Below are 24,454 nucleotides of genomic sequence, written 5' to 3'. Positions count from 1 at the left end.
CTGCGCGGAACGGGCCGGATCTGGCACGCTCGGGTTCGTGAAGATCCTGTTCGCCTCTGCGCCCGGTTACGGGCTCACGCTGCCGCTCATCCCGCTGGTCTGGGCCGCGCGTGCCGCCGGGCACGAAATCCTGCTCGCGACCACCTCCGAGATGACCGAAGCGGGTGCCCGAGCCGGGCTGCCGGTGTTCGACGTGTTCCCGCAGCGGGACGTCTGGCGCGACCTGATCACCACGGTCACCGGGGAGGGGGACGAATCGGATCTTCCGGCGGAATACCGGAACATCCCCCGCGGCAACGGCCCGTTCGGGCTCTTCACCGTCACCATGACCGAGGGCACGATCGAGGTGGGCCGCGCGTTCGGCCCGGATCTGGTGGTCACCACCTCCGACCACGCCGCGGGCTCGCTCGCCGCGGCCGCGCTCGGGGTGCCCCAGCTCGAGGTGGGCAACCGGATCTCCTGGTCGGTGCGCGACGCGGACTGGCGGGCCGGGCACGGCACCTTCAGCGAGAGCGAAGGTGCCATGACGGTGCGGGAGAAGCTGGGCATCGGCCGTGCCGGCCCGCGCACCCTCGCCAGGATCGACCCGCGCGCACCCAGCATGGGCGGGCTCCGCGCGGACCAGGACCACCCGGACGAACGCGACGGCGTGCCGTGGTGGCCCATGCAGTTCGTGCCCTACAACGGCGGCGCGGTGGTGCCGGAGTGGGCACTGCACCGTCCGGAGCGGCCGCGGGTCGCGGTCACTCTCGGCACGGTGGTGCCGACCGTGAACGGGGTCAGCAGCCTGACCGTGGTGCTGGAGGCGCTCGGCGGGATGGACGTCGAGGTGGTGCTGGCCGCGGGCACGGCGGATCTGACCGAACTGGGCGAGCTGCCGCCGAACGTGCGCTCGGTCGGCTACCTGCCGCTGTCGGTGTTCCTGCCGACCTGCTCGGCGATCGTGCACCACGGCGGCTCCGGAACCACGGCCGCGCCGCTGTTCTACGGCATCCCGCAACTGGTCCTGCCGGGCTTCGCGGACAACCCGATGTCCGCCCAGCGCGTCGCCGACCGTGGCGTCGGCCTGACCCACGACCCGGCCACGGCCGACGTCGCCACCCTGCGATCGATGGTCGGCCGGCTGCTCACCGAGGACGCCTTCCGCACCGCGACCGCGGAAGTCCGCGCGGAAATGGCCACCCAGCCGAGCCCGGCCGACGTACTGGCACGCACGATCGACGCGCTGAACCGCCCGTCCTGAGTACGCACCGGGCCACACCGACCCGGTCGAGGGGATGGCGCTCGGCGAGCTGGGGCAGCGCGGTGACGGGGTCCTCGATCCCCGGCCCGGGGTTGCCGCGTCCGTCGAGGGCGACGGTGGCGAAGCCGAGCGCCGTGTAGGCCACGTCCATCTGCTGCCACGGCGGGATGCCCGCCAGATGCCGGTGTCGCGTAGCGTCCGGGGCCGGCTGCGTGATCGACTCGTCGGAATGCCACCACGCGCTCCGGTAAAGACCGATCAGGTACTCGCTCGACTCGTCGGCGCGGGCCCACATGTCAGCACTTTCCCAGACGGAGCCGTCCGCCATCCACGGCAGCCGGACCGGCGCCGGCGGCCAACGCAGTCGCCGAGGTAGCCGAACTCGATCCCGGCCAGATGTCTGACCAGGCCGAGCAGGCTGGTGGCGGTCATCGGACGGCGCAGCTCGTATTCGCCGAGGCCGTCCGGTGCGGCGGCCACGCTCTCCCTGGACTCCCGCAGAGAGCGATGCAGCTCGGCGGTGCGCACCGCGGCGATCCTAGATTGCCGATTCTCCCTTGCCCAGTACCACGATCCCGAACGGGCTCACGTGGTAGTGCTCGCGGTCGCGGGCCAGGTCCACGCCGATGTGCGCGCCTGCGGGGACGACCACGTTCTTGTCCAGGATCGCTCGTCGCACCACGGCGCCGCGGCCCACCCGTGCCCCGTCCAACAGCACCGAACCCTGTACCACCGCGCCGTTTTCCACGAACACGTCCGGCGACAGCACCGAATCGACCACCTGTGCACCGGAAATGATGCAGCCGTTGCTCACGATCGACTGGGTCGCCGTGCCGCCCTCCACGAACTTCGCCGCCGCACGCTGGCCGGGGTGCGCCAGGATCGGCCATTTCCGGTTGTAGAGGTTGAAGATCGGGGACGTCGAGATCAGGTCCGTGTGCGCGTCGTAGTAACTGTCGATCGTGCCCACATCCCGCCAGTAGCCGTGGTCCCGGTCGGTTTCGCCGGGCACGACGTTGCCGGTGAAGTCGTAAACCGCCGCCTCGCGCTTGTCCACCAGCGCGGGGATGATGTCGCGGCCCATGTCGTGCTTCGAACCGACGTTGCGCGAGTCCGCCAGCAGCGCGTCGATCAGCACCTGCGTGGTGAACACGTAATTGCCCATCGACACGTACGACTCGTCCGGCGAATCCGGCAGGCCCGGCGGGTCCTGCGGCTTCTCCAGGAACCGCTCGATCCGCTCGCCGTCGGCGGTCTCGATCACGCCGAACGCGCTCGCCTCCGCCTGCGGCACCCGGATGCCGGCCACGGTGACCCCCGCGCCGGAGGCGATGTGCGCGTCGATCATCTGCCGCGGGTCCATCCGGTAGATGTTGTCCGCACCGAACACCGCGATGTAGGCGGGCGATTCGTCGTGCACCAGGTTGAGGCTCTGGTGGATGGCGTCCGCGCTGCCCTGGAACCAGCGCGGGCCGAGCCGCTGCTGCGCGGGCACCGGCGTGACGTACTCGCCGGTGAGCGCCGACAGCCGCCAGGTGGTCGAGATGTGCCGGTCCAGCGAATGCGATTTGTACTGCGTGAGCACGCAGATCCGGCGGATCCCGCCGTGCACCAGGTTGGACAGTACGAAGTCGATCAGCCGGTGCACACCGCCGAAGGGCACCGCGGGTTTCGCGCGGTCCGCGGTCAGCGGCATCAGCCGTTTGCCCTCGCCGCCGGCGAGGACGATGCCCAGCACATCGGATCCGTCGATCACGAAACCCTCCCGCACGCCTCGTAGACGGCGACCGTCGCGGCGGCGATCGCGGCCCAGCCGAACTGTCCCACAGCACGGTCCCTTCCGGCCAGGCCCAGCCGGGCGGCACGGTCGCGATCCGCGGCGAGCCCGTTGATCCCGGCGGCGAGCCCGGCTTCGAACGCGGCCGGATCGTCCTCGTCGTAGTGCACGAGCACGCCGGTCGCACCGTCGTCGACCACCTCCGGGATCCCGCCGACGTCGCTGGCCACCACCGCGGTGCCGCACGCCATCGCCTCCAGGTTCACGATGCCGAGCGGTTCGTAGACCGACGGGCACACGAACACCAGCGCGTGCGTGAGCAGCTGCACGACCTCGGCGCGGGGCAGCATCTCCGGGATCCACCGCACGCCGGACCGCTTCGCCTGCAGATCCGCGACGAGCCCGCGGAACTCCGCGTCCAGCTCCGGGGTGTCCGCGCCGCCGGCGCACAGGACCAGCTGCACGTCCTCGTCCAGCTCCGCCCCCGCGCGCACCAGGTGCGGCACCCCCTTCTGGCGGGTGATCCGCCCGACGAACAGCGCGTACGGCCGGTCCGGGTCGATGCCGTGCTTGGCGAGCACGTCACTGCCGGGGTCCGGACGGTACAGAGCGGTGTCGATGCCGTTGTGCACCACGTGCACCCGCGCCGGATCGACCTCCGGATACGCGGACAGCACATCGCGGCGCATGCCCGCGCTCACCGCGATGATCGCGTCCGCCGCTTCGTAGGCCTCGCGCTCGATCCACGACGACACCCGGTAACCGCCGCCGAGCTGTTCGGCCTTCCACGGCCGCAGCGGTTCGAGCGAATGCGCGGTGATCACGTGCGGGATGCCGTGGGTCAGCTTCGCCAGGTGCCCGCCGAGGTTGGCGTACCAGGTGTGACTGTGCGCGAGATCGTGCCCGGCGAGCGCGTCCGCCATCGAGACCGCGATGTCCATGGTCGCGAACGCGGGCTGGGAGTAGCCGTGCGCGTCGCGGTGCCCGTGCGCGCCGTCCGGCCGGTCGGAGCCCCAGCAGTGCACCTCGAGATCGACCAGCGACCGCAGTTGCGTGGCCAGGAACTCGACATGCACCCCCGCTCCCCCGTAGACGTCCGGCGGGTACTCCCGGGTGAGCAAGCCGACCTTCATGCCCCGACCCTAGACGGCCCGGCCACCGCGGCGCAGTACGGAAAGCGGGCGAAGATCACCGGCCGCCGAGCACCACCGTCGCATCGAGTTCGTCGTCGTGTTCGACGGTGCCGCCCAGCCCGGCCCGGCGCACCTCGCGCGCCGCGGCCGGTGCCTGCCGTTCGCTCGTTTCGAACAGGAGGTGCCCGCCGATGGCGAGCCACGACGGCGCCTCGGCGAGCACCCGGCGCAGCACGGCCAGCCCGTCGTCACCACCGTCGAGCGCGGTCCGCGGCTCGTGCTCGCGTGCTTCGGGAGGCAACAGCCGGATGTCTCCGGTGGGCACGTAGGGGACGTTCGAGATCAGCACGTCGACCCGGCCGCGCAATCGCGACGGCAGCGGTTCGCAGAGATCGCCCTCGTACACCTGCCCCGGAACGTTCCGCCGTGCGCACCGGACCGCGGCCGGCTGCACGTCCGACGCGTGCAGCTCGATCCCCGGCACCTGCGCGGCGACGGTGGCACCGAGTGCACCCGACCCACAGCACAGGTCCAGCACCACCGAGCCGGTCCGGGCGAACCCGGCGGCCAGCCGGACCAGCAGTGCGCTGCGGTGCCGTGGCACGAATACACCCGGCTCCACCAGGAACCGCCGCCCGCCGAACTCCGCCCAGCCGAGTACGTGTTCCAGCGGCTCACCCGCGGCGCGCCGTTCGACCATCGGACCGAGCGGTGCGCCCGATTCCACCAGCAGCCGCGCCTCGTCCTCGGCGAACACGCAGCCGGCCGCCCGCAGGCGCACCACGACATCCGCGAATTCCACAGTCCTCATCCCTCGCGGTGCCCGGGGCCCGGCTCCGGGGTGACGTTCGCCGTCGTGATCTCCGCGCCGCAGCGGTGACACACCAGCCAGGGCTCGACGGGTTCGCCGCACGGTGCGTGCCGCAGCACCAGCGGCGGACCTTCCGGCAGCGGCAGGTGCTCGTCGCCCCACCGCATCAGCACGACCAATGCCGGGAACAACTCCCTGCCCGCCGCGCTGAGCCGGTACTCGTGGCGATCCGGTCCGGTCGCGTAGGCCACCCGTTCCAGCACGCCGAGCTCCACCAGGCTCTTCAGCCGCGCCGACAACGTGGGCCGCGGGATGCCGAGGTTGCGCGCGAACTGCCCGTAGCGGCGCACGCCGAAGAACGCCTCGCGCACGATCAGCAACGTCCACCGCTCCCCCAGCACCGCCAGCGACCGGCCGACGGACTCCTCGGTGAACCGGTGCTCCAGGTCGTTCACCGGGCCACCTCCCGCAGCAACCGCCGCCCGCCGGGATCCTCGGCGGTCGCCGGGACGAGACCGACATGCCCGGCACCCGCTTCGTGGTAGGCCGCGATCCGCTCGCGGATCTCCGCGGGTCCGCCGAACGCACCGATCACGCGCAGCAGACCGGCAGGTACCGCAGCGGCCAGCCCGGCTCTCGGTACGCCGGACCGGGCGGCCTCGACGAGCTCCCGGTACCCGAGCGCGGAGAACAACTCGCCGTAACCGGGTGGGCTCAGGTACACGCTGACCTGAGCGGCGAGCTGACGCAGCGCAGCCGTTCCCGGTTCGAGCGCGGCCGGGACCCACACCGCGAGCGGCGGCGGGGTCCGGCCGACCGCACGCGCCTGCTCGTCCAGCTGCTCGCGCACCCTCGCGACATGTTCGACCGGAACCAGGTTGAGCACCACCTCGTCGGCCACCTCCGCGGCCACCCTTGTCATCGCCCGCCCGAACGCGGCAACCGTGATCGGTATCTCCGGCAGCGCTTGCCGCAGCCGGAAACCGTTGCTGCGCACGTGGTCCCCGGATACGGCAAGCCGCTGTCCACTCAGGACGGTGCGCACCGCGGCCACGGTCTCCCGCATCCGCGGGGCGCCGTGCTCCCACGGCCGGTCGTGCCACCCGTGCACGATCGCCGGGCTCGACCCGCCGAGCGCGAGACCGACCGGAGCGCGGCCCAGGGTGGCGACCGAGGACACGCCCAGCGCCAGCGAAACCGGCGAGCGCACCCCCGCGGGCAGCGGGCCGATCCGCAGCCCGATCCGTTCGGTACCCACGGCGACCGCGGTGGCGAGCGCGAACGCGTCGAACGTCGCCATCTCGCCGATCCACAGCTGCCCGAACCCGTGTTCCTCGGCGGCGAGCGCGATGTCGAGTGCTTCGCGGTCCGGCCGATCCAGCCAGAACGGTGTGACGATCCCGAGCGCGTTCACAGCTGCGTGGTGTCCGCCGGCAGGCCGAGCAGCAGCCGGCCGGGCAGTTCGTAGGTGGCGGCGTTGACCTGGAAGTGCGCGGTGGCAGTGTGCGCGTCGCGGAATCGCCGCTGCAGCGGGGAAGTCTCGTAGATCGCCGTTCCGCCACCGAGATCGTAGGCGGTGCGCGTGATCTCCGCGGACACCCGGACCGCGTGCGTGCAGGCCAGTCGCAAGGCGAGCCGGACCGGGTCGGGGACCACCGCCGATTCTTCGGCGGCCAGCCAGGCATCGTCGATCGCGCGGTAGTAGAACTCGCGGGCCGCCCGCAGCGCTGCCTCGGCCGCACCCAGCGCGCCTTGGGTGCCGCTCCGTTCGGCGAGCGTGCGCCGGGAGCCGGACGGGCGCTTGGCGACGGCCAGTTCGAGCAGGTCCGTGATCGCGCCGCGGGCGTTGCCGAGCGCGGCCGCGGCGATCGAAGCGGCGAAGAACCCGAAGATCGGGAATCGGTGCAGCGGACCGGCATCTGCCGGCGGACCGTCCACAACGGACAGCAGGCGCCGGGCAGGCACGAAGACCTCGTCCGCGCTCGTGTCGTGGCTGCCGGTGCCGCGCAGGCCCGAGGTGTGCCAGGTGTCGTGGATCGTCAGCTCCGCGGCGGGCATCGCGGCGACCACCAGCTGCCCGGTATCCGCCCGTACCCCGCCGAGGAAACCCCAGTCACAGTGCGGCACACCACTGCAGAACGGCCACCGCCCGGACACCGTCACCCCGCCTTCGGCCGGGGTGAGCCTGCCCTGCGGCGCCCACACCCCGAACGCGACGGCGGCCGGATCACCGAAGACCTCCTGCCCGCCGTCCTCGGGCAGGTAGGCGCCGAGCAGGCTGCTCGTGGCCGCGATCGACACGCACCAGCCTGCCGACGCATCGGCCTCGGCCACGCGTTCGGCCGCCCGCAGCACGGCCGCCGCAGTGGGCTCGGACCCGCCGAGCCGCGCGGGCAGCCCGGCCCGCAGCAGCCCGGACGTCTTCGCTGCGGCCACCACCTCGGGCGCGAGTGCACCGGCCCGCTCCGTGTCCTCGGCACAGCGCGCCGCGACCGCGGCCAGGTTCGCCACCTCGTCCGGCAACCCGTCCATCCACCCTCCAACCGGTTCATATTTCTTACCGGTACAGATTCTTTACCGAGTTTCGGGCACATGTCAACGACGCGCTCCGGACACCACAGATCAGGACACCACAGATCAGGGCACCACGACGACCGGCCAGGTCGCGGCCCGGACCAGGCGGTTGCCGATCGAGCCGACCAGCCGGTGCCCGCCCTGTTCGGACGCTCCGACCACGACCAGATCGGCGCTCTCGTCGAGCGCGGCCTGGCGCAGTTCGGGGAAAGTCTCGCCGCGGCGCACGGTGAAGGTGACCGGCAGGCACAGTTCGTCCGCGCTGCCGCGCAGCTCCGCCCGCAGCTGCTCGATCTCCTCCTCGAAGGTCTGCTGCTGCATGTCCACCACCGCGGCCGCGGCCAGTCCGGTCCACACCGTCGGCGAGGCGACGTACACGACGACCAGCCGTGCTCCCTGTCTGCGGGCGAGACCGGCCGCGTAGGACGCCGCGCGCATCCCGGTCGGCGAGGTGTCCACCCCGGCCAGGATGACCCGCGGTCCGTCGGTGCCCCGCTCGTACGGCCCCGGCTCCCAGCGGGGGCCGTACTCCTCGACCAGTTGCTCCACCCGGTCAGTATCCCCGGCCGGCCCGGCCGCGCGCAGCGTCCCCGTCCGCTCGGCACCGCGCCCCGCGGGGAAGTTCCACCAGGTTGGACGGCCGCTCGTCAGGAGTACCCCCGATCCGCCGTTTGCTGGTAGCGTGCCCCGGAACCTGAACACGCGTCCGGTAGGTACCGGGGAGCCCGACACGCGTGCGGCGGTGAGGCGGATCGCGATGCGAGACGATGTGGTCGAGGCGACTTCGGTCATCGGGCACCCACCCGGACAGGTGTGGCAGATCGTCGGAACACCCGAGCTGTACCCGAGATTCGTACCGGCGATCAGCTGGTGCGAGGTGACCGAGGCGGCTGTGCGCGGCCGCGGGCCGCGCTGTCTCGTCCGGTTGGCCCCGGACGAGAACACCCTGGTGGAAGGCACCGTGCACGCGGTGGTCTACCGCCCCGGCGAGCACGTGGTGTGGTGCGGCCTGCCGGACGAGCGCAACTGGGTGTCGCTCGAACTGCGCCCGGCCGCCCGCGGCGGCACCGAGCTGACCCTGCGGATGATGCTCCCGTCGCTGAGCGACGAGCACGCCGGCCTGCTCACCCGCAGTGCGGTCAAGAGCCTGCTCCGCCAGCTGTGCATGCGCATCGGACAGCAGCTGTCCGGCGTCCCCGCCGAACCTCCGGAACAGGACCGCGCGACCACACTGCGCGTCGCGAACATCCTGGTCCGGGCGGGCGTGCTGACCGCCGGACGGCCGGACCGGATGATCCGGCAGCTCAACTCGATCACGCAGTGGGGTGCCACGGTCGCGGGCGGCTACCTGGCGGCCACTGCCCGCGGCGCCGACGACCTCGCGGTGCACGACGAGCGGGGCAGCCGCACCTTCGGCGAGATCGATCAGCGCAGCAACCAGCTCGCGAACGCGCTCGCCTCGCTCGGGGTCGAGGCAGGGCAGCCGGTCGCGGTGATGTGCCGCAATCACGCGGCAATGATCGAGGCGTTCGTCGGCTGCAGCAAACTCGGCACCGACCTGGTCCTGCTCAACACCGGCCTCTCCCCCTCCGCGGTCGGGGAGGTGCTCGCCGAGCACCGGCCCGCCGCGGTACTGGCCGACGACGAGTTCGCCTCGACCATCGCGGGCGTGCGCGGCGATTTCCCGCGGGTGAGCACCTGGGACGACGCCGACGAGGGCTACCGCACGCTCGACGAGCTGATCCGCGAAGCCCCGCGGACCCGGCCGAAACCGAGCGCGCGGCCGGGCCGGATCGTGGTGCTCACCTCCGGCACCACCGGCACGCCGAAGGGTGCCCGGCGGCCGACCCCCAAGGGGCTCAGTACTTCGGCCAGCATCCTCGCGCGGATCCCGTTGCACGCAAGGGACAAGATCGCGGTCGCCGCCCCGCTGTTCCACAGCTGGGGGCTGGCCGCGATGCAGGTCGGCATGGCGGTGCGGGCGGAGCTGTCGCTGATCCGCCGGTTCGACGCGGAGGAGACCCTGCGGACCATCGCCGAGCACCGGTGCGACGCGCTGTTCGCGGTGCCGATCATGCTGCAGCGGATCCTCGATCTGCCCGAACGCGTGCGCAGCCGGTACGACCTGTCCTCGCTGCGGATCGTGGCCAGCAGCGGATCGGCGATGCCGGGTGCGTTCGTGACCGCGTTCATGGACACCTTCGGCGACATCCTCTACAACTTCTACGGCTCCACCGAGGTGTCCTGGGCGAGCATCGCCGATCCGGCGGACCTGCGGTGCGCGCCGACCACCGCCGGGCGGTGCCCGCCCGGCACCCGGGTCTCGGTCCTCGACGACGAGGGGCGCCGGGTGCCGCCCGGCGACGAGGGGCAGATCTTCGTCGGCAACGACATGCTGTTCGACGGTTACACCAACGGCAGCACGGTGTCGCGCGCGGAGGATCTGATGGCCACCGGCGACGTGGGCTACCAGGACGCCTCCGGACGATTGTTCGTGACCGGCCGGGCGGACGAGATGATCGTGTCCGGCGGGGAGAACGTGTTCCCGCGCCCGGTCGAGGAGGCACTGGTCGCACTGCCGGGGGTGTCCGAAGCGGCCGTGGTGGGCGTCCCGGACGACGAGTTCGGCCAGCGGCTGGCCGCCTACCTGGTGCTGGACCGCGGTGCCCGGATACACGCCGAGGACGTGCGCCACTACATCCACCAGCGGCTCGCCCGCTTCGCGGTACCCCGTGAGGTGTACTTCGTGCCGGAACTGCCGCGCAACGCCACCGGCAAGATCGTGAAGCGGCTGCTGGGCGACGAGCTCTGGCCGCTGCCGCAGTCCTGATCAGCGGGTGAGCTCGCGGGCCGCCGCGCGGGACACCGCAGCGGCCACCGCGGCCAGTGGCGGCGAGTCCAGCTTCCACTGCTGCCAGTACAACGGCACGTCGACCGGACGGGCCGGGGCCAGGTCGGTGAGCCCGCGGCCGGTCAGCTGCCGCTGCGGCACCATGCCCCAGCCGAGCCCGGCCACCACCGCGTCCACAAAGGACACCGAGGCCGGCACGTAGTGCCGCACCGGCTCCGGCAGCCGGCGCCGGGTGAGCCTGCGCAGGAACCGGTCCTGCAGATCGTCCTTGCGGTCGAACGACACCGCAGGCGCCGCCGGCAGCCGCTCGGCGAGCGGGCCGCCGGCCAGCCACCGCGCGGTGAACCCCGGCGAGGCGACCGCCCGGTAGCGCATGGTGCCGAGCCGGGTCACCGTGCAGCCCTGCACCGGATGCGGGGCCGAGGTCACCGCCGCCATCACCAGGCCCTCGCGCAGCAGTCCGGCGGTGTGGTCCTGATCGTCGCTGCGCAGGTCGAACGAGATCGGCGGCGCCGCGGGTACCTCCGCGAGCGCGCCGAGGAACCAGGTGGCCAGTGAATCCGCGTTGACCGCGATCGGCAGGGTGGCCGCGCGGGCGGACGGATCGTCGCCGAGGCCGAGTTCCGCCCTGGTGTCCGCCTCCAGCCGGGTGAGCTGCCGGGCGAAGCGCACCAGCACCTGCCCGGATTCGGTCAGCCGCACGGGTTTCGACCGCAGCACGAGCACCCGGCCGACGCGTTGTTCGAGTGCCTTCACCCGCTGGCTCACCGCGGGCGGGGTCACGTGCAGCACCGCCGCGGCCCGGTCGAAGGACTGCTCGTCGACCACCGCGAGCAGCGTGCGCACCTGGTCGAGCGGAAGATCGGACATCACGATCGCTTATCTTAGGTCAGGATCTTTACCTGGAGTAATTGCCGAAGGCGGCCGTAGCGTCGGCGGCGTGATCGCTGCACTCGCCGCCGGATTCGGCACCGGCCTGTCGCTCATCGTCGCCATCGGCGCGCAGAACGCCTTCGTGCTGCGCCAGGGGCTGCACGGCGGGCTCGTCGCGCCGGTGGTGCTGGTCTGCACGGTGTCGGACGTGCTGCTGATCGCGGCCGGCGTGAGCGGTATCGGCGTGCTGCTGCAGCGGTGGCCGGCCGCGCTCGGGGTGCTCAGCGTGCTCGGCGGGCTCTTCCTGCTCGGCTACGGCTGCCTGGCCGCCCGCCGGGTGTTCCGCCCCGCCTCGCTCGTCGCCGGACCGGATGCGCTCACCTCGCCACGGCGCGCGTTGCTCACCTGCCTCGCACTGACCTGGCTCAACCCGCACGTGTACCTCGACACCGTGCTGCTGCTCGGTTCCGTGGCCGGCAGTCACCACGGCGAACGCTGGATCTTCGGCATCGGCGCGGTCTTCGCGAGTGCCGTGTGGTTCTGCACGCTCGGATTCGGCGCACGCAGGCTGTCCGGGGTCTTCGCCCGCCCGGCCGCGTGGCGCGTACTGGACGCGGTGATCGCGGTGACCATGACCGTCCTCGGTGTCCGGATGCTGGCTGCCGCGGGATGAACCGGAAGGCATCGGGCGAACGGGACATTCGACGTTGCCCATAACTCTGACTAAGAGCTAAATTGCCGGTATGCCCCGCGCCGGATCCGCCCTCGCCGAAGACCTGATGAGCACCGTGCTGCGGATCCGCCGGGTGGTGCGCCGTCGGCTGCGCAGCGAACTGCCCGGTCCGCACCTGCCCGGCTCGCACGTCGAACTGCTGCGCGTGGTGCACCGCGATCCGGGTATCGGCGTCGCCGCCGCGGCCCGCGAGCTGCAGCTGGCCGGCAATTCGGTGAGCACCCTGGTGAACCTGCTCACCGAAGCCGGATTGCTGCGCCGTGAGGTCGACCCGGCCGATCGGCGGGCGGCCCGGCTGCACCTCACCGCAGCCGCGCGGCAGCGGCTGGAGAACTGGGGGCGGGCCAGGGCGGGCCTGGTCTCCGAGGCGCTGACCCGGCTGTCCGAAGAGGACATTTCGGCGATCACCGCCGCGCTGCCCGCGCTCGACCGGCTCACCGGGATGCTGAAGGAGGACGACAGATGAGCGAACCCGGACCCGTCCCCGAACCCCGGCCCGCAGCCGAAGCGGCCGTGCGGTGCACCGGCCTGCGGCATTCGTTCGGCGGCACCCGCGCGGTCGACGGGGTCGACCTGGAGATCCGGCCCGGCGAGGTGTTCGGGCTGCTCGGCCCCAACGGCGCGGGCAAGACCACCACGATCCGGATGATCACCACGCTGCTGCCCGCCGGAGCCGGGCACGTCACCGTGTTCGGGCTCGACGTCGCCCGGCGGCGGATGGCCGTGCGGCGGCTGATCGGATACGTGCCACAGCAGCTGTCCGCGGACGGCGCGCTGACCGGCCGCGAGAACGTGGCACTGTTCGCCCGGCTCTTCGACGTGCCGCGGGCCCGGCGTACCGGGCAGGTGCGCGGGGCGCTGGAGCTCGTCGGGCTGCTGGACGACGCGGACCGGCCGGCCGGGCGGTATTCCGGCGGTATGATCCGGCGGCTGGAACTGGCCCAGGCGCTGGTCAGCTCGCCCCGGCTGCTGGTGCTCGACGAGCCGACCATCGGACTCGACCCGGTGGCCCGTTCGGCGGTGTGGGACCGGATCTCCGAGATCCGCGAACGCACCGGCATGACGGTGCTCGTGACGACCCACTACATGGACGAGGCCGAGCAGTACTGCGACCGCGTCGCGCTGATGCACGCCGGACGGCTGCGCGCACTGGGCACCCCGGCCGAACTCGAGACCGGGCTCGGCGACGGCTCCACTTTGGACGACGTCTTCCGGTCGGTCACCGGCGACGTGCTCGAGACCGGAACAGGAGGGATCCGCGATGTCCGCGCCACTCGCCGCACCGCCCGCCGCCTCGGCTGACCCCGGCCCGTTCGGGCAGCTGCGCCTGCTGGCCGCACGGGTCGGCGCGATGTGCCTGGTGGAGCTGCAGAAGCTGCGCCGCGATCAGACCGAACTGCTGACCCGCGCCATCCAACCGGCGCTGTGGCTGCTGATCTTCGGCGAGACCTTCACCCGGCTGCGCGCGATCCCGACCGGATCGGTGCCGTACCTGGACTACCTCGCGCCGGGCATCCTCGCCCAGTCCGCACTGTTCATCGCGATCTTCTACGGCATCCAGATCATCTGGGAACGCGACGCGGGAGTGCTCGCCAAACTGCTCGTCACGCCGACCCCGCGGGCTGCGCTGGTGGCGGGCAAGGCATTCGCCGCCGGCGTGCGCGCACTCGTGCAGGCGGTCATGGTGGTGGTCCTCGCGCTGATCCTCGGTGTCGGGCTGACCGCGAACCCGCTGCGGTTGCTGGGCACCGCGGTGATCGTGGTGCTCGGTTCGGCGTTCTTCTGCTGCCTGTCCATCGTGATCGCCGGGCTCGTGCTGTCCAGGGAACGGCTGATGGGCATCGGGCAGGCCATCACCATGCCGCTGTTCTTCGGATCCAATGCACTCTATCCGGTGACTCTGATGCCCTCGTGGCTCAAGGTGCTCAGCCACGTGAACCCGTTGAGCTATCAGGTCGACGCGCTGCGCGGGCTGCTCATCGGCACCCCCGCCGACCTCGGAACCGACTTCGGTGTCCTGATCGGCGCGAGCGCGCTCGCGATCGCGGTCGCTTCGGCATTGCTGGGCAGGCTGGCCCGATGACACTTCTGTCACATCCCCGCGTGCACACAGCCGTCTCACCGGAATCGGCCTAACGTGGCGACCGTGGCTCGTCGCAGGGGGATCGCCCCGTTCTTCGGATTGTGTGTGCTGGCGGGGGTTCTCGTCGCCGGCACGATGGCGCCGGTGGCCATCGGCGCCGGGGTGCTGTCCAATCAGGTCAGTGACTCGGTCGACACCATCTCGGCCGATCTCGCGCATGCGGATCCGCCCCTGGTCACCACCGTGACCGACCGCAACGGTGCGGCGATCGCGACTTTGTACTCGCAGTACCGCATTCCGGCCACTCCGGCACAGATCGCTCAAACCATGAAGGCCGCGATCATCGACGTCGAGGACCGGCGGTTCTACTCCGAGGGCGGCGTCGACGTGAAGGGCATGCTGCGCGCGGCGGTCAACGACAGCTCCGGCGGCGATCTGCAGGGCGCTTCGACGATCACCCAGCAGTACGTGAAGAACTACCTCGTGAACGTGGTCGACCGCGGAAGCCAGACCGCGCAGCAGAAGGACCGCGAGGACTCACTGGCGCGCAAGCTGCGCGAGGCCAAGATGGCCGTGCAGCTGAACCAGACCGTGCCGAAGGAGGACATCCTCGCCGACTACCTGAACGTGGTCGAGTTCAGCGGCACGGTGTACGGCGTCGGCGCCGCGGCGAAGGCGTATTTCGGGACGACTGCGGACAAATTGACCGTTCCGCAGGCCGCATTGCTGGCCGGCATGGTGAACAACCCCAGTCTCTACAACCCGTACACGCATCCGGACAAAGCTCTCCAGCGGCGCAATGTCGTGCTCGACACGATGGTGTCCGCCGGCTCGATCCCGGCCTCCTACGCCGCTACCGCGAAGGCCTCGCCACTCGGCGTCGTCGGCACGAAGCCGCAGACGCCGTCGAGCACCTGCCTCGGCGCGGCACCGGATGCCGGGTTCTTCTGCGCTTACGCGGTGCGTTACCTCGCGCAGTCCGGGCTGACCGCGGACCAGATCGACACCGGCGGCTACACCGTGAAGACGAGCATGGACCCGCACGTGAGCCAAGTGGTGAAGGACTCGGTCGACGCGAACGTGCCGACCACCCAGGACGGTGTGGCCAACACCTTCGCCGTGGTGCAGCCGGGCAGCGACGGGCACCAGATCCTGGCGATGGTCGCGAACCGCAATTACGGCACCGATCCCGACCAGGGCGAGACGTCCACGAACATCGTGGCCGACGCGAGCAACAAATTCGGCGCGGGCTCGTCGTTCAAGATCTTCACCTCGGCCGCCGCGATGGCCGCGGGCAAGGCGGGGTTGAACACACCGTTGACGAACCCGTTCAGCGACTGCTTCACCCCGCCGAACGCGAACCAGTACACGCACTGCTACCCGGTGAGCAACGACGGCACGAGCTACCCGAACCCGATCTCGCTGTCCGACGGACTGGCGACGTCGCCGAACGTCGCGTTCGTCGGGCTGGAGGCACAGGTCGGCATGCCCGCGGTGCTGGACATGGCGAGCAAGCTGGGGCTGCGCAGCACGCTGGCCACCAACGACGCGGGCTCGGCGCCGATCACCGATCCGGCCGATCCGCGGTCGAAGAACCCGCAGTACGACGAGCCGCAGTCGAAGTACTTCCAGAACCTGCTGTCGTTCACCCTCGGCAACAGCCCGGTGAGCCCGCTGGAGATGGCGAACGTCTCCGCGACGCTGATGAGCGGCGGCACCTGGTGCCCGCCGGACCCGATCCTGTCGATCACCGACCGGTCCGGGAAACCGGTGCCGCTCAAGCAACAGGCGTGCGAACAGGTGGTACCGCCCGGCGTGGCGAACACCCTGGAAGCCGGACTGAGCCGGGACACCACCGCGGGCACGTCCGCGGCCGCGGCACGGGCCGCGGGCTGGACCCGGCCGGACATCGGCAAGACCGGAACCACCCAGCAGAGCGAGTCGGTCGCGTTCGTCGGCGGGGTGGACCACTACGCGGTGTCCTCCATGGTCTTCGCGGACGGCCCCCGTCCGCAGGAGATCTGCCCCGGCACCCCGGTCCACCTCGGCAACTGCGGGCACGGCGCGTTCGGCGGCACGGTCGCCGCGCCGCCGTACTTCCGCGCGATGGGCACCCTGCTGGCCGGACAGCCGGACGTGCCGATCCCGCCACCGGACCCGCAGTACCTGAACGCGCACTCCTGACCCGCCGAGAGCACACCCGCCGCCGGGCCGCGCCGGCCCCGGCACACCGGAGCCGGACCGACTCGATCCTTGTTGCGTCTTCCTGACGGTCGTAATGCGTATTACAGTAGCGGTCTCAGGACGGGCGTCGCCAGGAATGAGGTCAATCGTGCGGTTGCAGCCGAGTGCGCATGTGGACACCTTCTGCCGGGACCACCTGCCGCCCTTCGGGCAGTGGCCCGGCCTGCGGTTCGAGCTGCCCGAGCTGCAGTATCCGGACCGGCTCAACGCGGCCACCCGGCTGATCGACGGTGCCGTCACACGGTGGGGCGCGCAGCGGCGTGCGGTGCTGTCGCCCGGCACTTCCTGGACCTACGGCGAGCTGCTCGCCCGCGCGAACCAGGTGGCCGGTGAGCTGACCGCGCTCGGCGTGGTGCCCGGCAACCGGGTGCTGCTGCGCGGGCCGAACACGCCGTGGCTGGCGGCGTGCTGGCTGGGCGTGCTCAAGGCCGGTGCGGTCGCGGTCACCACCATGCCGATGCTGCGCGCGCACGAACTGGCCAAGATCGTCGAAGCCTGCGCACCGACGCTGGCGCTGTCCGACCACCGGTACCCCGCCGAACTGCGTGCCTTCGACCTCCCGATCGTCACCTACGGCGGCGACGGGCCGGACGACCTCGCCGCGCGCTGCCGGGCCCGGCCGGCGGTCTTCGAAGACGTGGACACCGCGGCCGACGACGTCGCGATCCTCGCGTTCACCTCCGGCACCACCGGAGCGCCCAAGGCGACCATGCACTTCCACCGCGATCTGCTCGCCGTCGCCGACACCTTCTCGCGGCACCTGGTGAAACCCGAGCCGGAGGACCTGTTCTGCGGTACTCCCCCGCTGGCGTTCACCTTCGGGCTCGGCGGGCTGCTGGTGTTCCCGCTGCACGCCGGAGCGGCGACGTTGCTCGTCGAACGCGCCACTCCGGCGGAACTCGCCGATCTGGTGGCCGAGCACGGGGTGAGCGTGCTGTTCACCGCACCCACCGCGTACCGGGCGATCCTCACCTCGGACCGGCGGCCGCTGCTGGCCGGACTGCGCCGCGCCGTCTCGGCCGGGGAGGCGCTGCCCGCTTCGGTGGCCACCGACTTCCACGATGCCACCGGCCACTGGCTCATCGACGGCATCGGCAGCACCGAGATGCTGCACGTGTTCATCTCCGCCGCCGACGAGGACGTCCGCCCCGGCGCCACCGGCCGGGTCGTCCCCGGTTACCACGCGCGGATCGTCGACGCCGAGGGCAAGCCGGTCCCGGACGGCACCGCAGGCAGGCTCGCCGTACAGGGCCCCACCGGTTGCCGGTACCTCGCCGACGACCGGCAGACGGTGTTCGTCGAGGACGGCTGGAACCTCACCGGCGACACCTACGTGCGCGACACCGAGGGCTATTTCCACTACCGCGCACGCAGTGACGACATGATCGTGTCGTCCGGGTACAACATCTCCGGGCCGGAGGTGGAAGAGGTACTGCTGCGCCACCCGGCCGTGCTGGACTGCGCCGTGGTCGCCGCACCGGACGAGGCGCGCGGCTCGGTGGTGGCCGCGTACGTGGTGCTCGCCGAGGGCGCCGAAACCGGTCCCGCCACCGTGACCGAACTCCAGGATTTCGCGAAATCCCTTGCCGCGCCGTACAAATACCCGCGGCGGGTGGAGTTCGTCACCGACCTGCCCCGCAATCCGAGCGGAAAGGTGCAGCGCTACCTGCTGCGCCGGCGCGCGGCAGGCGAACCGGAGCCGGCCGGCCCCGCCCCGGCCTGACCATCACCCCCGGCCCGCCCGGGGCACTCAGCCCCGGACCGGCTCCAGGTCCCAGCGCAGCGTGACCACGGTGCCGTCCGCGCCGGTGCGCACGTCCGTGTGGTCGGCGCTCGCGCGCAGCAGCAGAAGACCCCGGCCGCGGACCGGGATCGTGGCCTCCTCGTCCTCCCGGGGACGCCAGTGGCCGTGGTCGGTGATCACCACCTCGACCCGGTTCTCCCGCAGTGCGGCGTCCAGGTCGACCCGGCCGGGTTCGCCGTCCCGGTAGGCGTGATCGGCGACGTTCGCCAGTGCCTCGTAGCCGGCGAGCACGATGTCGTGTGCGCGGTCGCCGGGGACGCCCGCGTCCAGCGCCCAGGCCAGCAGACGGTGCCGCAGCGTGCGCAGCGCAGCCGGTTCGGCGGGCACGCCGTGGCAGCGCAGCCGTTCGGCGCCGGGATCGGCCGGCACCGCTCAGCCGTCCGTTCCGGCGACTCCGGCCAGTGCCCCTTCGACCGAAGGGAACAAGCCGATCCACTCGTCGAGGCCGGTCGTGGTGAACGGCCGCGACGTGACCGCCGACGTGCTCACCACGCGCAGCGCGCCCGCGTCCATCCGCCGGTGCGCGCCCGCCAGCACCTGCAGGCCGGGCGAGCTGAGGAAGCCGACCTCGCGCAGGTCCACGACGAGCACGCCGGGCCGCCCGTCGAGCACCCCGCCGACCACCTCGTCCAGCTCCGGCGCGGTGACCAGGTCGAGTTCCCCGCCCACGGTCACCACCGCGGCCCGTCCACGCCACCGCACGGTGACCGCGAGGTCGCCCGTCTCTTCACCGGTACCCGTCACAAGACCCGATGGTGCCCCACTCCTGCAGTGCACCGCCAGATTTCACGCCGGCAGGCCGAACCGGTCCGGGTCCGCCGCGGCCCAGTCGGGCGCCCAGTCCGGCGGCGGTTCCGCCAGCAACTGACCGGGTTCGAGCCATTCGCACCACTGCGCGTAGGACAGCACGGTCCGCGCGTCCAGCCGACGGCGCAGCATCGCCGGGGTGAGCCGAGCCGGATCGTCCACACCCATCGCGGCCATGATCCGGAGCGCGCTGGCCACCGTCGCCTGCTGGTACCGCCACACCCGCTCGGTCTTGTCGCCGACGTCGAGCGCCCGCGCCCGGCGTGCGTCCTGGGTGGCGACACCGACCGGGCACTTGTTGGTGTGGCAGCGCTGGGCCTGGATGCAGCCGAGGGCGAACATCATCGCGCGCGCCGCGTTCGTGTAATCCGCGCCCTGCACGAGCCGCTTCACCAGATCCGCACCGGTGGCCACCTTTCCGCTCGCACCGATCCGGATCCGGTCCCGCAGCCCGGTGCCGACGAGTGCGTTGTGCACGACGTGCAGCCCTTCGGTGAGCGGCGTGCCGAGGTGGTCGGCGAACTCCAGCGGCGCGGCCCCGGTCCCGCCCTCCGCGCCGTCGACCACGATGAAATCCGGCGTGACGTCCTCGTCCAGCATCGCCTTGCACACCGCGAGCACCTGCTGCCGCGAGCCGACGCACAGTTTGAACCCGGTGGGCTTGCCATCCGCCAGCTCCCGCATCCGCGCCACGAACCGGACCAGCTCGCGAGGGGTGCGGAAAACCCGGTGGTACGGCGGGGAAATCACCGTCTCGCCGATCGGTACCTCCCGCACCCGCGCGATCTCGGCGTTGACCTTGCCGCCCGGCAGCACCCCGCCGATCCCGGGTTTGGCGCCCTGCGACAGTTTCAGCGAAACCGCCTTCACCGCCTCGTGCGCTGCCTGGCGGGCGAACTCGTCCGGGTCGAAGCCGCCGTCCGGCGTCCGGCAGCCGAAGTACCCGGTGCCGATCTCCCAGACCAGGTCCCCGCCGCCACGCAGGTGGTAGCCGGAAAGCCCGCCTTCCCCGGTGTCGTGCGCGAATCCGCCGCGCGCCGCACCCCGGTTCAGCGCGAGGATCGCATTCGCCGACAGCGCGCCGAAACTCATTGCGGACACGTTCAGCAGCGCCATGTCGTACGGCCGGGTGCAGCCGGGGCCGCCGAGCCGCACCCGTGGCGGCGTTTGCGGCTCCGGCACCGGGCTGAGCGAGGGCACGAAGAACTCGTACCCGACGACGTTCACGTCCCGTTCGGTGCCGAAGGGCTCTTCCGCTGCGGTGCCCTTCGCCCGCTGGTAGACCAGCGTACGCACGTCGCGGTCGTAGGGACGGCCGTCGAAGTTGCGCTCCACGAAGTACTGCTGCAGCTCCGGCCGCAGGCTCTCCAGCAGGAACCGCAGGTGCCCGAGCACCGGGTAGTTGCGCAGCACCGAATGCCGCCGCTGGCCGAGGTCGTGGACCCCGGTCACGGCGAGCGCGAGCACCGGCCCGGCGAGCAACCACCACCACGGCGACAGCACGGCCGCGAGCACCACCGCCCCCGCCGCGAGAAGCACGAACACCGCGACCACGCCGAACCGGACCGCATTGATTCTCACCACGGCGTCGAAACTAACCGCCGCGCCCGGACCACGCAGGTCCAGGCCGCGGGGCAGGTCAGGCGAGAACGGCTCGGCTCGGGCGGCGGACCGGGTCGGGCGGCGGGTCGGGTCGGGCGGTCGGTCGGGTCGGGCGGTCGGGTCGGGTCGGGCGGCGGGTCGGGTCGGGTCGGGTCAGTATGCGAGGTTCGGCCGCAGCCAGCGCTCCACCTCGGCCAGGTCGAGGCCGCGCCGGCGGGCGTAGTCCTCGACCTGGTCGCGGCCGAGCCGCCCGACGGTGAAGTAGCGCGCCGCCGGGTGCGCGAAGATCAGGCCGCTCACCGCCGCGGCCGGGGTCATCGCGTAGGACTCGGTGAGACCGATGCCGAGCGTGTCCGCGTCGAGCAGGGTGAACAGGTCCTTCTTCTCGCTGTGGTCCGGGCTCGCCGGGTAGCCGAGTGCGGGGCGGATACCGCGGAAGCGTTCGGCGTGCAGGTCCGCCAGCACCGGCTCGACGTCCGGCTCGAACCAGCGCCGGCGCGCTTCCAGGTGGATGTACTCGGCGAACGCCTCGGCCAGCCGGTCGGCCAGCGCCTTCACCATGATCGCGCGGTAGTCGTCGTTCTCCGCCTCGTAGTGGGCGGCCAGGTCCTCCGCGCCGTGGATGGCGACCGCGAACCCGCCGAGGTGGTCGCCCTCGGGCGCGATGTAGTCGGCGAGGCTGCGGTTGGCCCGGCCTTCCGGCTTCTTCGTCTGCTGGCGCAGCATCGGGAACGAGAAATCCGCGTACTCGCCTTCGAGCAGGATGTCGTCCCCCTCGGCGTGCGCAGGCCAGTACCCGTAACCACCGCGGGCGTGGAACGAGTCGTTCGCGATGATCTCGTCGAGCAGCTGGTTCGCGTCGTCGAACAGCTCGCGGGCCACCGGCTGGTCGAGGATCGCCGGGTACTTGCCCTTGAGTTCCCAGGCCAGGAAAAGGAACTGCCAGTCGACCATCTCGCGCAGCTGTGCGATCGAAGGCTCCAGCACCCGCACCCCGGTGAACTCCGGCACCGGCAGTTCCCCGAACGACACCTGCTCCGCGTTCGCCCGCGCCTGCGCCACGGTCAGCAACGGCGTCGCGTGCCGGTTTTCGTGCTGCTCGCGCAACCGCTGCTGCTCGGCGCGGTTCTCCGCGTCCAGCAGGTCGGACCGGTCGGTGTCGAGCAGCTTGGAGACCACACCGACGACTCGCGAAGCGTCGAGCACGTGCACCGTGGTGTGGTCGTACTCCGGCGCGATCTTCACCGCGGTGTGCTGCTTCGACGTGGTCGCCCCGCCGATGAGCAGCGGCAGTTTGAGCCCGCGCCGCTGCATTTCGGTGGCCACCGAGACCATTTCGTCCAGCGACGGCGTGATGAGCCCGGACAGCCCGACCACGTCCGCGTGCTCGGCCACCGCGGTGTCGAGGATCTTCGCCGCGGGCACCATCACGCCGAGGTCGATCACCTCGTAGTTGTTGCAGCCGAGCACGACGCCGACGATGTTCTTCCCGATGTCGTGCACGTCGCCCTTGACCGTGGCGAGCACGACCTTGCCCTGGCCGCGGGCGGTGTCGATGCGGCCTTCCAGGCGCATCTTCTCCTTCTCCGCCTCCATGTACGGCTCCAGGTAGGCGACCGAGCGCTTCATCACGCGCGCGCTCTTGACCACCTGCGGGAGGAACATCTTCCCGGAGCCGAACAGGTCGCCGACGATCTTCATACCGTCCATCAGCGGGCCCTCGATCACCTCCAGCGGCCGCGCGAACGACTGCCGCGCCTGCTCGGTGTCGTCCTCGATGAAGTCGACGATGCCGTGCACCAGTGCGTGCGAAAGCCGTTCGGCGACCGGCGCCTCGCGCCAGGACAGGTCGACCACGCGCTTGGTCCCGCTGCCCTTCACCGTCTCGGCGAACTCGACCAGCCGGTCGGTCGCGTCCGCCCGGCGGTCGAAGAGCACGTCCTCGACCAGCTCGAGCAGATCGGCCGGGATGTCCTCGTACACCGCGAGCTGGCCTGCGTTGACGATGCCCATGTCCAGTCCCGCGCGCACCGCATGGAACAGGAACGCCGAGTGCATGGCTTCGCGCACGACGTTGTTGCCGCGGAAGGAGAACGACAGGTTCGAGATGCCGCCGGAGGTGTGCGCGCCGGGACAGCGCTGCTTGATCAGCGGCAGCGCCTCGAGGAACGCCTTGGCGTAGCCGTTGTGCTCGCTGATGCCGGTGCCGACGGCGAGCACGTTGGGGTCGAAGATGATGTCCTCGCCGGGAAAACCCGCCTGGCGGGTGAGCAGATCGTAGGCGCGGGCGCAGATCTCCACCTTGCGCTCGGCGGTGTCGGCCTGGCCCAGCTCGTCGAAGGCCATCACCACCACGCCCGCACCGTAGTCGCGGATGCGCCGGGCCTGCTCGAGGAACGGGCCCTCGCCCTCCTTGAGGCTGATCGAGTTGACCACGCCCTTGCCCTGCACACAGCGCAGCCCGGCCTCGAGCACGCTCCAGCGCGAGCTGTCCACCATCACCGGGATGCGCGCGACCTCGGGTTCGGTCGCGATCAGGTTGAGGAAGGTGGTCATCGCCTGTTCGGACTCGAGCAGATCGGCGTCGAAGTTCACGTCGAGCAGGTTGGCGCCGCCGCGGACCTGCTCCAGTGCGACGTCGACGGCCGCCTGGTGGTCGTCGGCCTCGATCAGCTTGCGGAACTTCGCCGATCCGGTCACGTTGGTGCGCTCGCCGATCATCACGAAACCGGTGTCCGGGCCGAGGACGAACGGCTCCAGCCCGGAGAACCGGCTGGCGGGCTCGCGCGTGGGCACCGTCCGCGGGGCGAGTCCCTCGACCGCCTCGGCGATCTTCGCGATGTGCTCGGGCGTGGTGCCGCAACAGCCGCCGACGATGTTGACCATCCCGGCGCCGGCGAACTCGCCGAGCATGCCGCCGGTCTCCTCGGGCGTCTGGTCGTAGCCGCCGAATGCGTTGGGCAGGCCCGCGTTCGGGTAGCAGGCGGTGTAGGTGCCCGCCAGCCGGGACAGCTCCGCCACGTGCGGGCGCATCTCGGCCGCGCCGAGTGAGCAGTTCACGCCCACGATCAGCGGTTCGGCGTGCGCGATGGAACTCCAGAACGCTTCCACGGTCTGCCCGGACAGCGTGCGCCCGGACAGGTCCACGATGGTCACCGAAATCCACAGCGGCAGGTGTGGCGCGACCTCGCGCGCCGCGGTGATCGCTGCCTTGCAGTTGAGCGTGTCGAAGATCGTCTCGATCATCAGCACGTCCACACCGCCGTCGGCGAGCGCCTGGATCTGCTCCGCGTAGGCCGCCTTCACCTGCTCGTAGGTGACCGCTCGGTAGGCCGGGTCCTCGACCCGGGGGGACAGCGAGAGGGTGACGTTCAGCGGGCCGATCGAGCCCGCCACGAACCGGCCGCCGAACTCGTCCGCGGCCCGGCGCGCCAGCTCGGCCGCGCGCAGGTTCATCTCGCGCACATGGTCCTGGAGGCCGTAGTCGGCCTGGCCGATGGAGGTGGCGGTGAACGTGTTGGTGGTGGTGATGTCCGCACCCGCGGCCAGGTACTGCCGGTGCACGTCGAGCACCACGTCCGGGCGGGTGAGGTTGAGCAGGTCGGGGTCGCCGGTGACGTCCTGGGGGTGGCCCTCGAGCCAGCCTGCGCGGTAGTCCTCGGGGGTGAGGCCTGCACCCTGCAGCATCGTGCCCCATGCACCGTCGAGCACGACGACACGCTGGTCGAGCAGGGCCCGCAGATTCTCGGTCATGCCACCTCCGCAGCTGAAGTCACGGAGGCGCCCTTCGGATCGTGCTGCGACCGGCCGAGCGTGGCGGACCGCCGGGTCCGTTGCAGCGCCTCTCGACCTGGCCACCGAGGCTACCGGATGTGACCGTCCGGTGGGCAGGCGTGTTCACTCCGCGGGACGGATAACG

General features: G+C 71.4%; 21 protein-coding genes. 8 read left to right on the top strand and 13 right to left on the bottom strand.

What is annotated here, in order from left to right; all coding sequences use genetic code 11:
* The first annotated feature begins 37 nt into the window (after positions 1 to 37).
* Positions 38 to 1,243: a nucleotide disphospho-sugar-binding domain-containing protein gene (locus tag ABD793_RS01205; protein ID WP_344854342.1), complete on the top strand. Its 1,206-nt coding sequence runs from the start codon at positions 38 to 40 to the stop codon at positions 1,241 to 1,243.
* A 258-nt stretch (positions 1,244 to 1,501) separates the two neighbouring features.
* On the opposite strand, the gene ABD793_RS01200 is transcribed toward ABD793_RS01205, so the two are convergent.
* From ABD793_RS01200 to ABD793_RS01165, 8 genes are all read right to left on the bottom strand, one after another.
* On the bottom strand, positions 1,502 to 1,771 hold the full coding sequence (locus ABD793_RS01200) for a mycothiol transferase (RefSeq protein WP_344854341.1): 270 nt from the start codon (positions 1,769 to 1,771) through the stop codon (positions 1,502 to 1,504).
* Between the two features lie 10 nt (positions 1,772 to 1,781).
* A complete protein-coding gene (glgC, locus tag ABD793_RS01195; RefSeq protein ID WP_344854340.1) occupies positions 1,782 to 2,999 on the bottom strand; it encodes a glucose-1-phosphate adenylyltransferase in 1,218 nt (405 codons plus the stop codon).
* Positions 2,996 to 4,153, bottom strand: coding sequence for a glycogen synthase (gene glgA / locus ABD793_RS01190; RefSeq protein ID WP_344854339.1), 1,158 nt, complete (start codon positions 4,151 to 4,153; stop codon positions 2,996 to 2,998). The genes glgC and glgA overlap by 4 nt, the downstream gene beginning before the upstream one ends.
* A gap of 55 nt (positions 4,154 to 4,208) precedes the next feature.
* Entirely contained in the window at positions 4,209 to 4,964 is a 756-nt protein-coding gene (locus ABD793_RS01185; RefSeq protein ID WP_344854338.1) for a putative protein N(5)-glutamine methyltransferase, read from the bottom strand.
* A complete protein-coding gene (locus ABD793_RS01180) occupies positions 4,961 to 5,419 on the bottom strand; it encodes a winged helix-turn-helix transcriptional regulator (RefSeq protein ID WP_344854337.1) in 459 nt (152 codons plus the stop codon). Before ABD793_RS01180 ends, ABD793_RS01185 begins: the two co-directional genes overlap by 4 nt.
* Positions 5,416 to 6,378, bottom strand: coding sequence for an LLM class F420-dependent oxidoreductase (locus ABD793_RS01175; RefSeq protein ID WP_344854336.1), 963 nt, complete (start codon positions 6,376 to 6,378; stop codon positions 5,416 to 5,418). The genes ABD793_RS01180 and ABD793_RS01175 overlap by 4 nt, the downstream gene beginning before the upstream one ends.
* Positions 6,375 to 7,496, bottom strand: a complete 1,122-nt coding sequence (locus tag ABD793_RS01170; RefSeq protein ID WP_344854335.1) for an acyl-CoA dehydrogenase family protein — start codon at positions 7,494 to 7,496, stop codon at positions 6,375 to 6,377. Before ABD793_RS01170 ends, ABD793_RS01175 begins: the two co-directional genes overlap by 4 nt.
* 105 nt (positions 7,497 to 7,601) lie before the next feature.
* Positions 7,602 to 8,087, bottom strand: coding sequence for a universal stress protein (locus ABD793_RS01165; RefSeq protein ID WP_344854334.1), 486 nt, complete (start codon positions 8,085 to 8,087; stop codon positions 7,602 to 7,604).
* 208 nt (positions 8,088 to 8,295) lie between these two features.
* On the opposite strand from ABD793_RS01165, the gene ABD793_RS01160 reads away from it, so the two are divergent.
* Positions 8,296 to 10,368 (top strand): AMP-binding protein, encoded by a 2,073-nt coding sequence (locus ABD793_RS01160; protein ID WP_344854333.1) that lies wholly within the window; start codon positions 8,296 to 8,298, stop codon positions 10,366 to 10,368.
* Here ABD793_RS01160 and ABD793_RS01155 read toward each other — a convergent pair whose 3' ends face one another.
* Positions 10,369 to 11,259 (bottom strand): LysR family transcriptional regulator ArgP, encoded by an 891-nt coding sequence (locus ABD793_RS01155; protein ID WP_425548639.1) that lies wholly within the window; start codon positions 11,257 to 11,259, stop codon positions 10,369 to 10,371. It lies immediately after the preceding gene.
* A gap of 70 nt (positions 11,260 to 11,329) precedes the next feature.
* Between ABD793_RS01155 and ABD793_RS01150 the strand changes: the two genes are divergently transcribed.
* The 6 genes from ABD793_RS01150 to ABD793_RS01125 all read left to right on the top strand — a co-directional run bounded on the left by ABD793_RS01150 (position 11,330) and on the right by ABD793_RS01125 (position 18,045).
* Entirely contained in the window at positions 11,330 to 11,935 is a 606-nt protein-coding gene (locus ABD793_RS01150) for a LysE/ArgO family amino acid transporter (protein ID WP_344854331.1), read from the top strand.
* A 70-nt stretch (positions 11,936 to 12,005) separates the two neighbouring features.
* A complete protein-coding gene (locus tag ABD793_RS01145) occupies positions 12,006 to 12,461 on the top strand; it encodes a MarR family winged helix-turn-helix transcriptional regulator (RefSeq protein ID WP_344854329.1) in 456 nt (151 codons plus the stop codon).
* A complete protein-coding gene (locus ABD793_RS01140) occupies positions 12,458 to 13,297 on the top strand; it encodes an ABC transporter ATP-binding protein (protein WP_344854328.1) in 840 nt (279 codons plus the stop codon). Before ABD793_RS01145 ends, ABD793_RS01140 begins: the two co-directional genes overlap by 4 nt.
* Complete coding sequence (locus ABD793_RS01135) at positions 13,257 to 14,078, top strand: ABC transporter permease (protein ID WP_344854327.1); 822 nt, start codon at positions 13,257 to 13,259, stop codon at positions 14,076 to 14,078. Before ABD793_RS01140 ends, ABD793_RS01135 begins: the two co-directional genes overlap by 41 nt.
* A 135-nt stretch (positions 14,079 to 14,213) precedes the next feature.
* Positions 14,214 to 16,262, top strand: coding sequence for a transglycosylase domain-containing protein (locus tag ABD793_RS01130; protein WP_344855743.1), 2,049 nt, complete (start codon positions 14,214 to 14,216; stop codon positions 16,260 to 16,262).
* A 148-nt stretch (positions 16,263 to 16,410) separates the two neighbouring features.
* Positions 16,411 to 18,045 carry an AMP-binding protein gene (locus ABD793_RS01125; RefSeq protein ID WP_344854326.1) on the top strand — a complete coding sequence of 545 codons (1,635 nt, stop codon included), beginning with the start codon at positions 16,411 to 16,413 and terminating at the stop codon, positions 18,043 to 18,045.
* A 27-nt stretch (positions 18,046 to 18,072) separates the two neighbouring features.
* Here the strand turns inward: ABD793_RS01125 and ABD793_RS01120 are convergent, their stop codons facing one another.
* The 4 genes from ABD793_RS01120 to metH all read right to left on the bottom strand — a co-directional run bounded on the left by ABD793_RS01120 (position 18,073) and on the right by metH (position 24,288).
* The gene (locus tag ABD793_RS01120; RefSeq protein ID WP_344854325.1) at positions 18,073 to 18,495 is read right to left on the bottom strand and encodes an ATP-binding protein; all 423 of its coding nucleotides are present in this window, start codon (positions 18,493 to 18,495) and stop codon (positions 18,073 to 18,075) included.
* Between the two features lie 3 nt (positions 18,496 to 18,498).
* Positions 18,499 to 18,870 (bottom strand): STAS domain-containing protein, encoded by a 372-nt coding sequence (locus ABD793_RS01115; RefSeq protein WP_344854324.1) that lies wholly within the window; start codon positions 18,868 to 18,870, stop codon positions 18,499 to 18,501.
* Positions 18,871 to 18,912: 42 nt separating this feature from the next.
* On the bottom strand, positions 18,913 to 20,517 hold the full coding sequence (locus ABD793_RS01110) for an FMN-binding glutamate synthase family protein (RefSeq protein WP_344854323.1): 1,605 nt from the start codon (positions 20,515 to 20,517) through the stop codon (positions 18,913 to 18,915).
* Between the two features lie 171 nt (positions 20,518 to 20,688).
* Positions 20,689 to 24,288 (bottom strand): methionine synthase, encoded by a 3,600-nt coding sequence (gene metH, locus ABD793_RS01105; protein WP_344854322.1) that lies wholly within the window; start codon positions 24,286 to 24,288, stop codon positions 20,689 to 20,691.
* Positions 24,289 to 24,454 lie beyond the last annotated feature (166 nt).

The sequence above is a fragment of the Amycolatopsis ultiminotia genome, from assembly GCF_039536925.1.
Classification (GTDB): domain Bacteria; phylum Actinomycetota; class Actinomycetes; order Mycobacteriales; family Pseudonocardiaceae; genus Amycolatopsis; species Amycolatopsis ultiminotia.
Note: the sequence above shows the minus strand (reverse complement) of the source record. Positions and strands in the feature narration are given on the sequence as shown.

Coding starts and splice junctions, on each gene's coding strand:
- ABD793_RS01185 (WP_344854338.1), bottom strand. CDS start 4,964: ATGAGGACTGTGGAATTCGCGGATGTCGTGGTGCGCCTGCGGGCGGCC.
- metH (WP_344854322.1), bottom strand. CDS start 24,288: ATGACCGAGAATCTGCGGGCCCTGCTCGACCAGCGTGTCGTCGTGCTC.
- ABD793_RS01160 (WP_344854333.1), top strand. CDS start 8,296: ATGCGAGACGATGTGGTCGAGGCGACTTCGGTCATCGGGCACCCACCC.
- ABD793_RS01155 (WP_425548639.1), bottom strand. CDS start 11,259: ATGTCCGATCTTCCGCTCGACCAGGTGCGCACGCTGCTCGCGGTGGTC.
- ABD793_RS01145 (WP_344854329.1), top strand. CDS start 12,006: ATGCCCCGCGCCGGATCCGCCCTCGCCGAAGACCTGATGAGCACCGTG.
- glgA (WP_344854339.1), bottom strand. CDS start 4,153: ATGAAGGTCGGCTTGCTCACCCGGGAGTACCCGCCGGACGTCTACGGG.
- ABD793_RS01135 (WP_344854327.1), top strand. CDS start 13,257: ATGTCCGCGCCACTCGCCGCACCGCCCGCCGCCTCGGCTGACCCCGGC.
- ABD793_RS01140 (WP_344854328.1), top strand. CDS start 12,458: ATGAGCGAACCCGGACCCGTCCCCGAACCCCGGCCCGCAGCCGAAGCG.
- ABD793_RS01170 (WP_344854335.1), bottom strand. CDS start 7,496: ATGGACGGGTTGCCGGACGAGGTGGCGAACCTGGCCGCGGTCGCGGCG.
- ABD793_RS01130 (WP_344855743.1), top strand. CDS start 14,214: ATGGCGCCGGTGGCCATCGGCGCCGGGGTGCTGTCCAATCAGGTCAGT.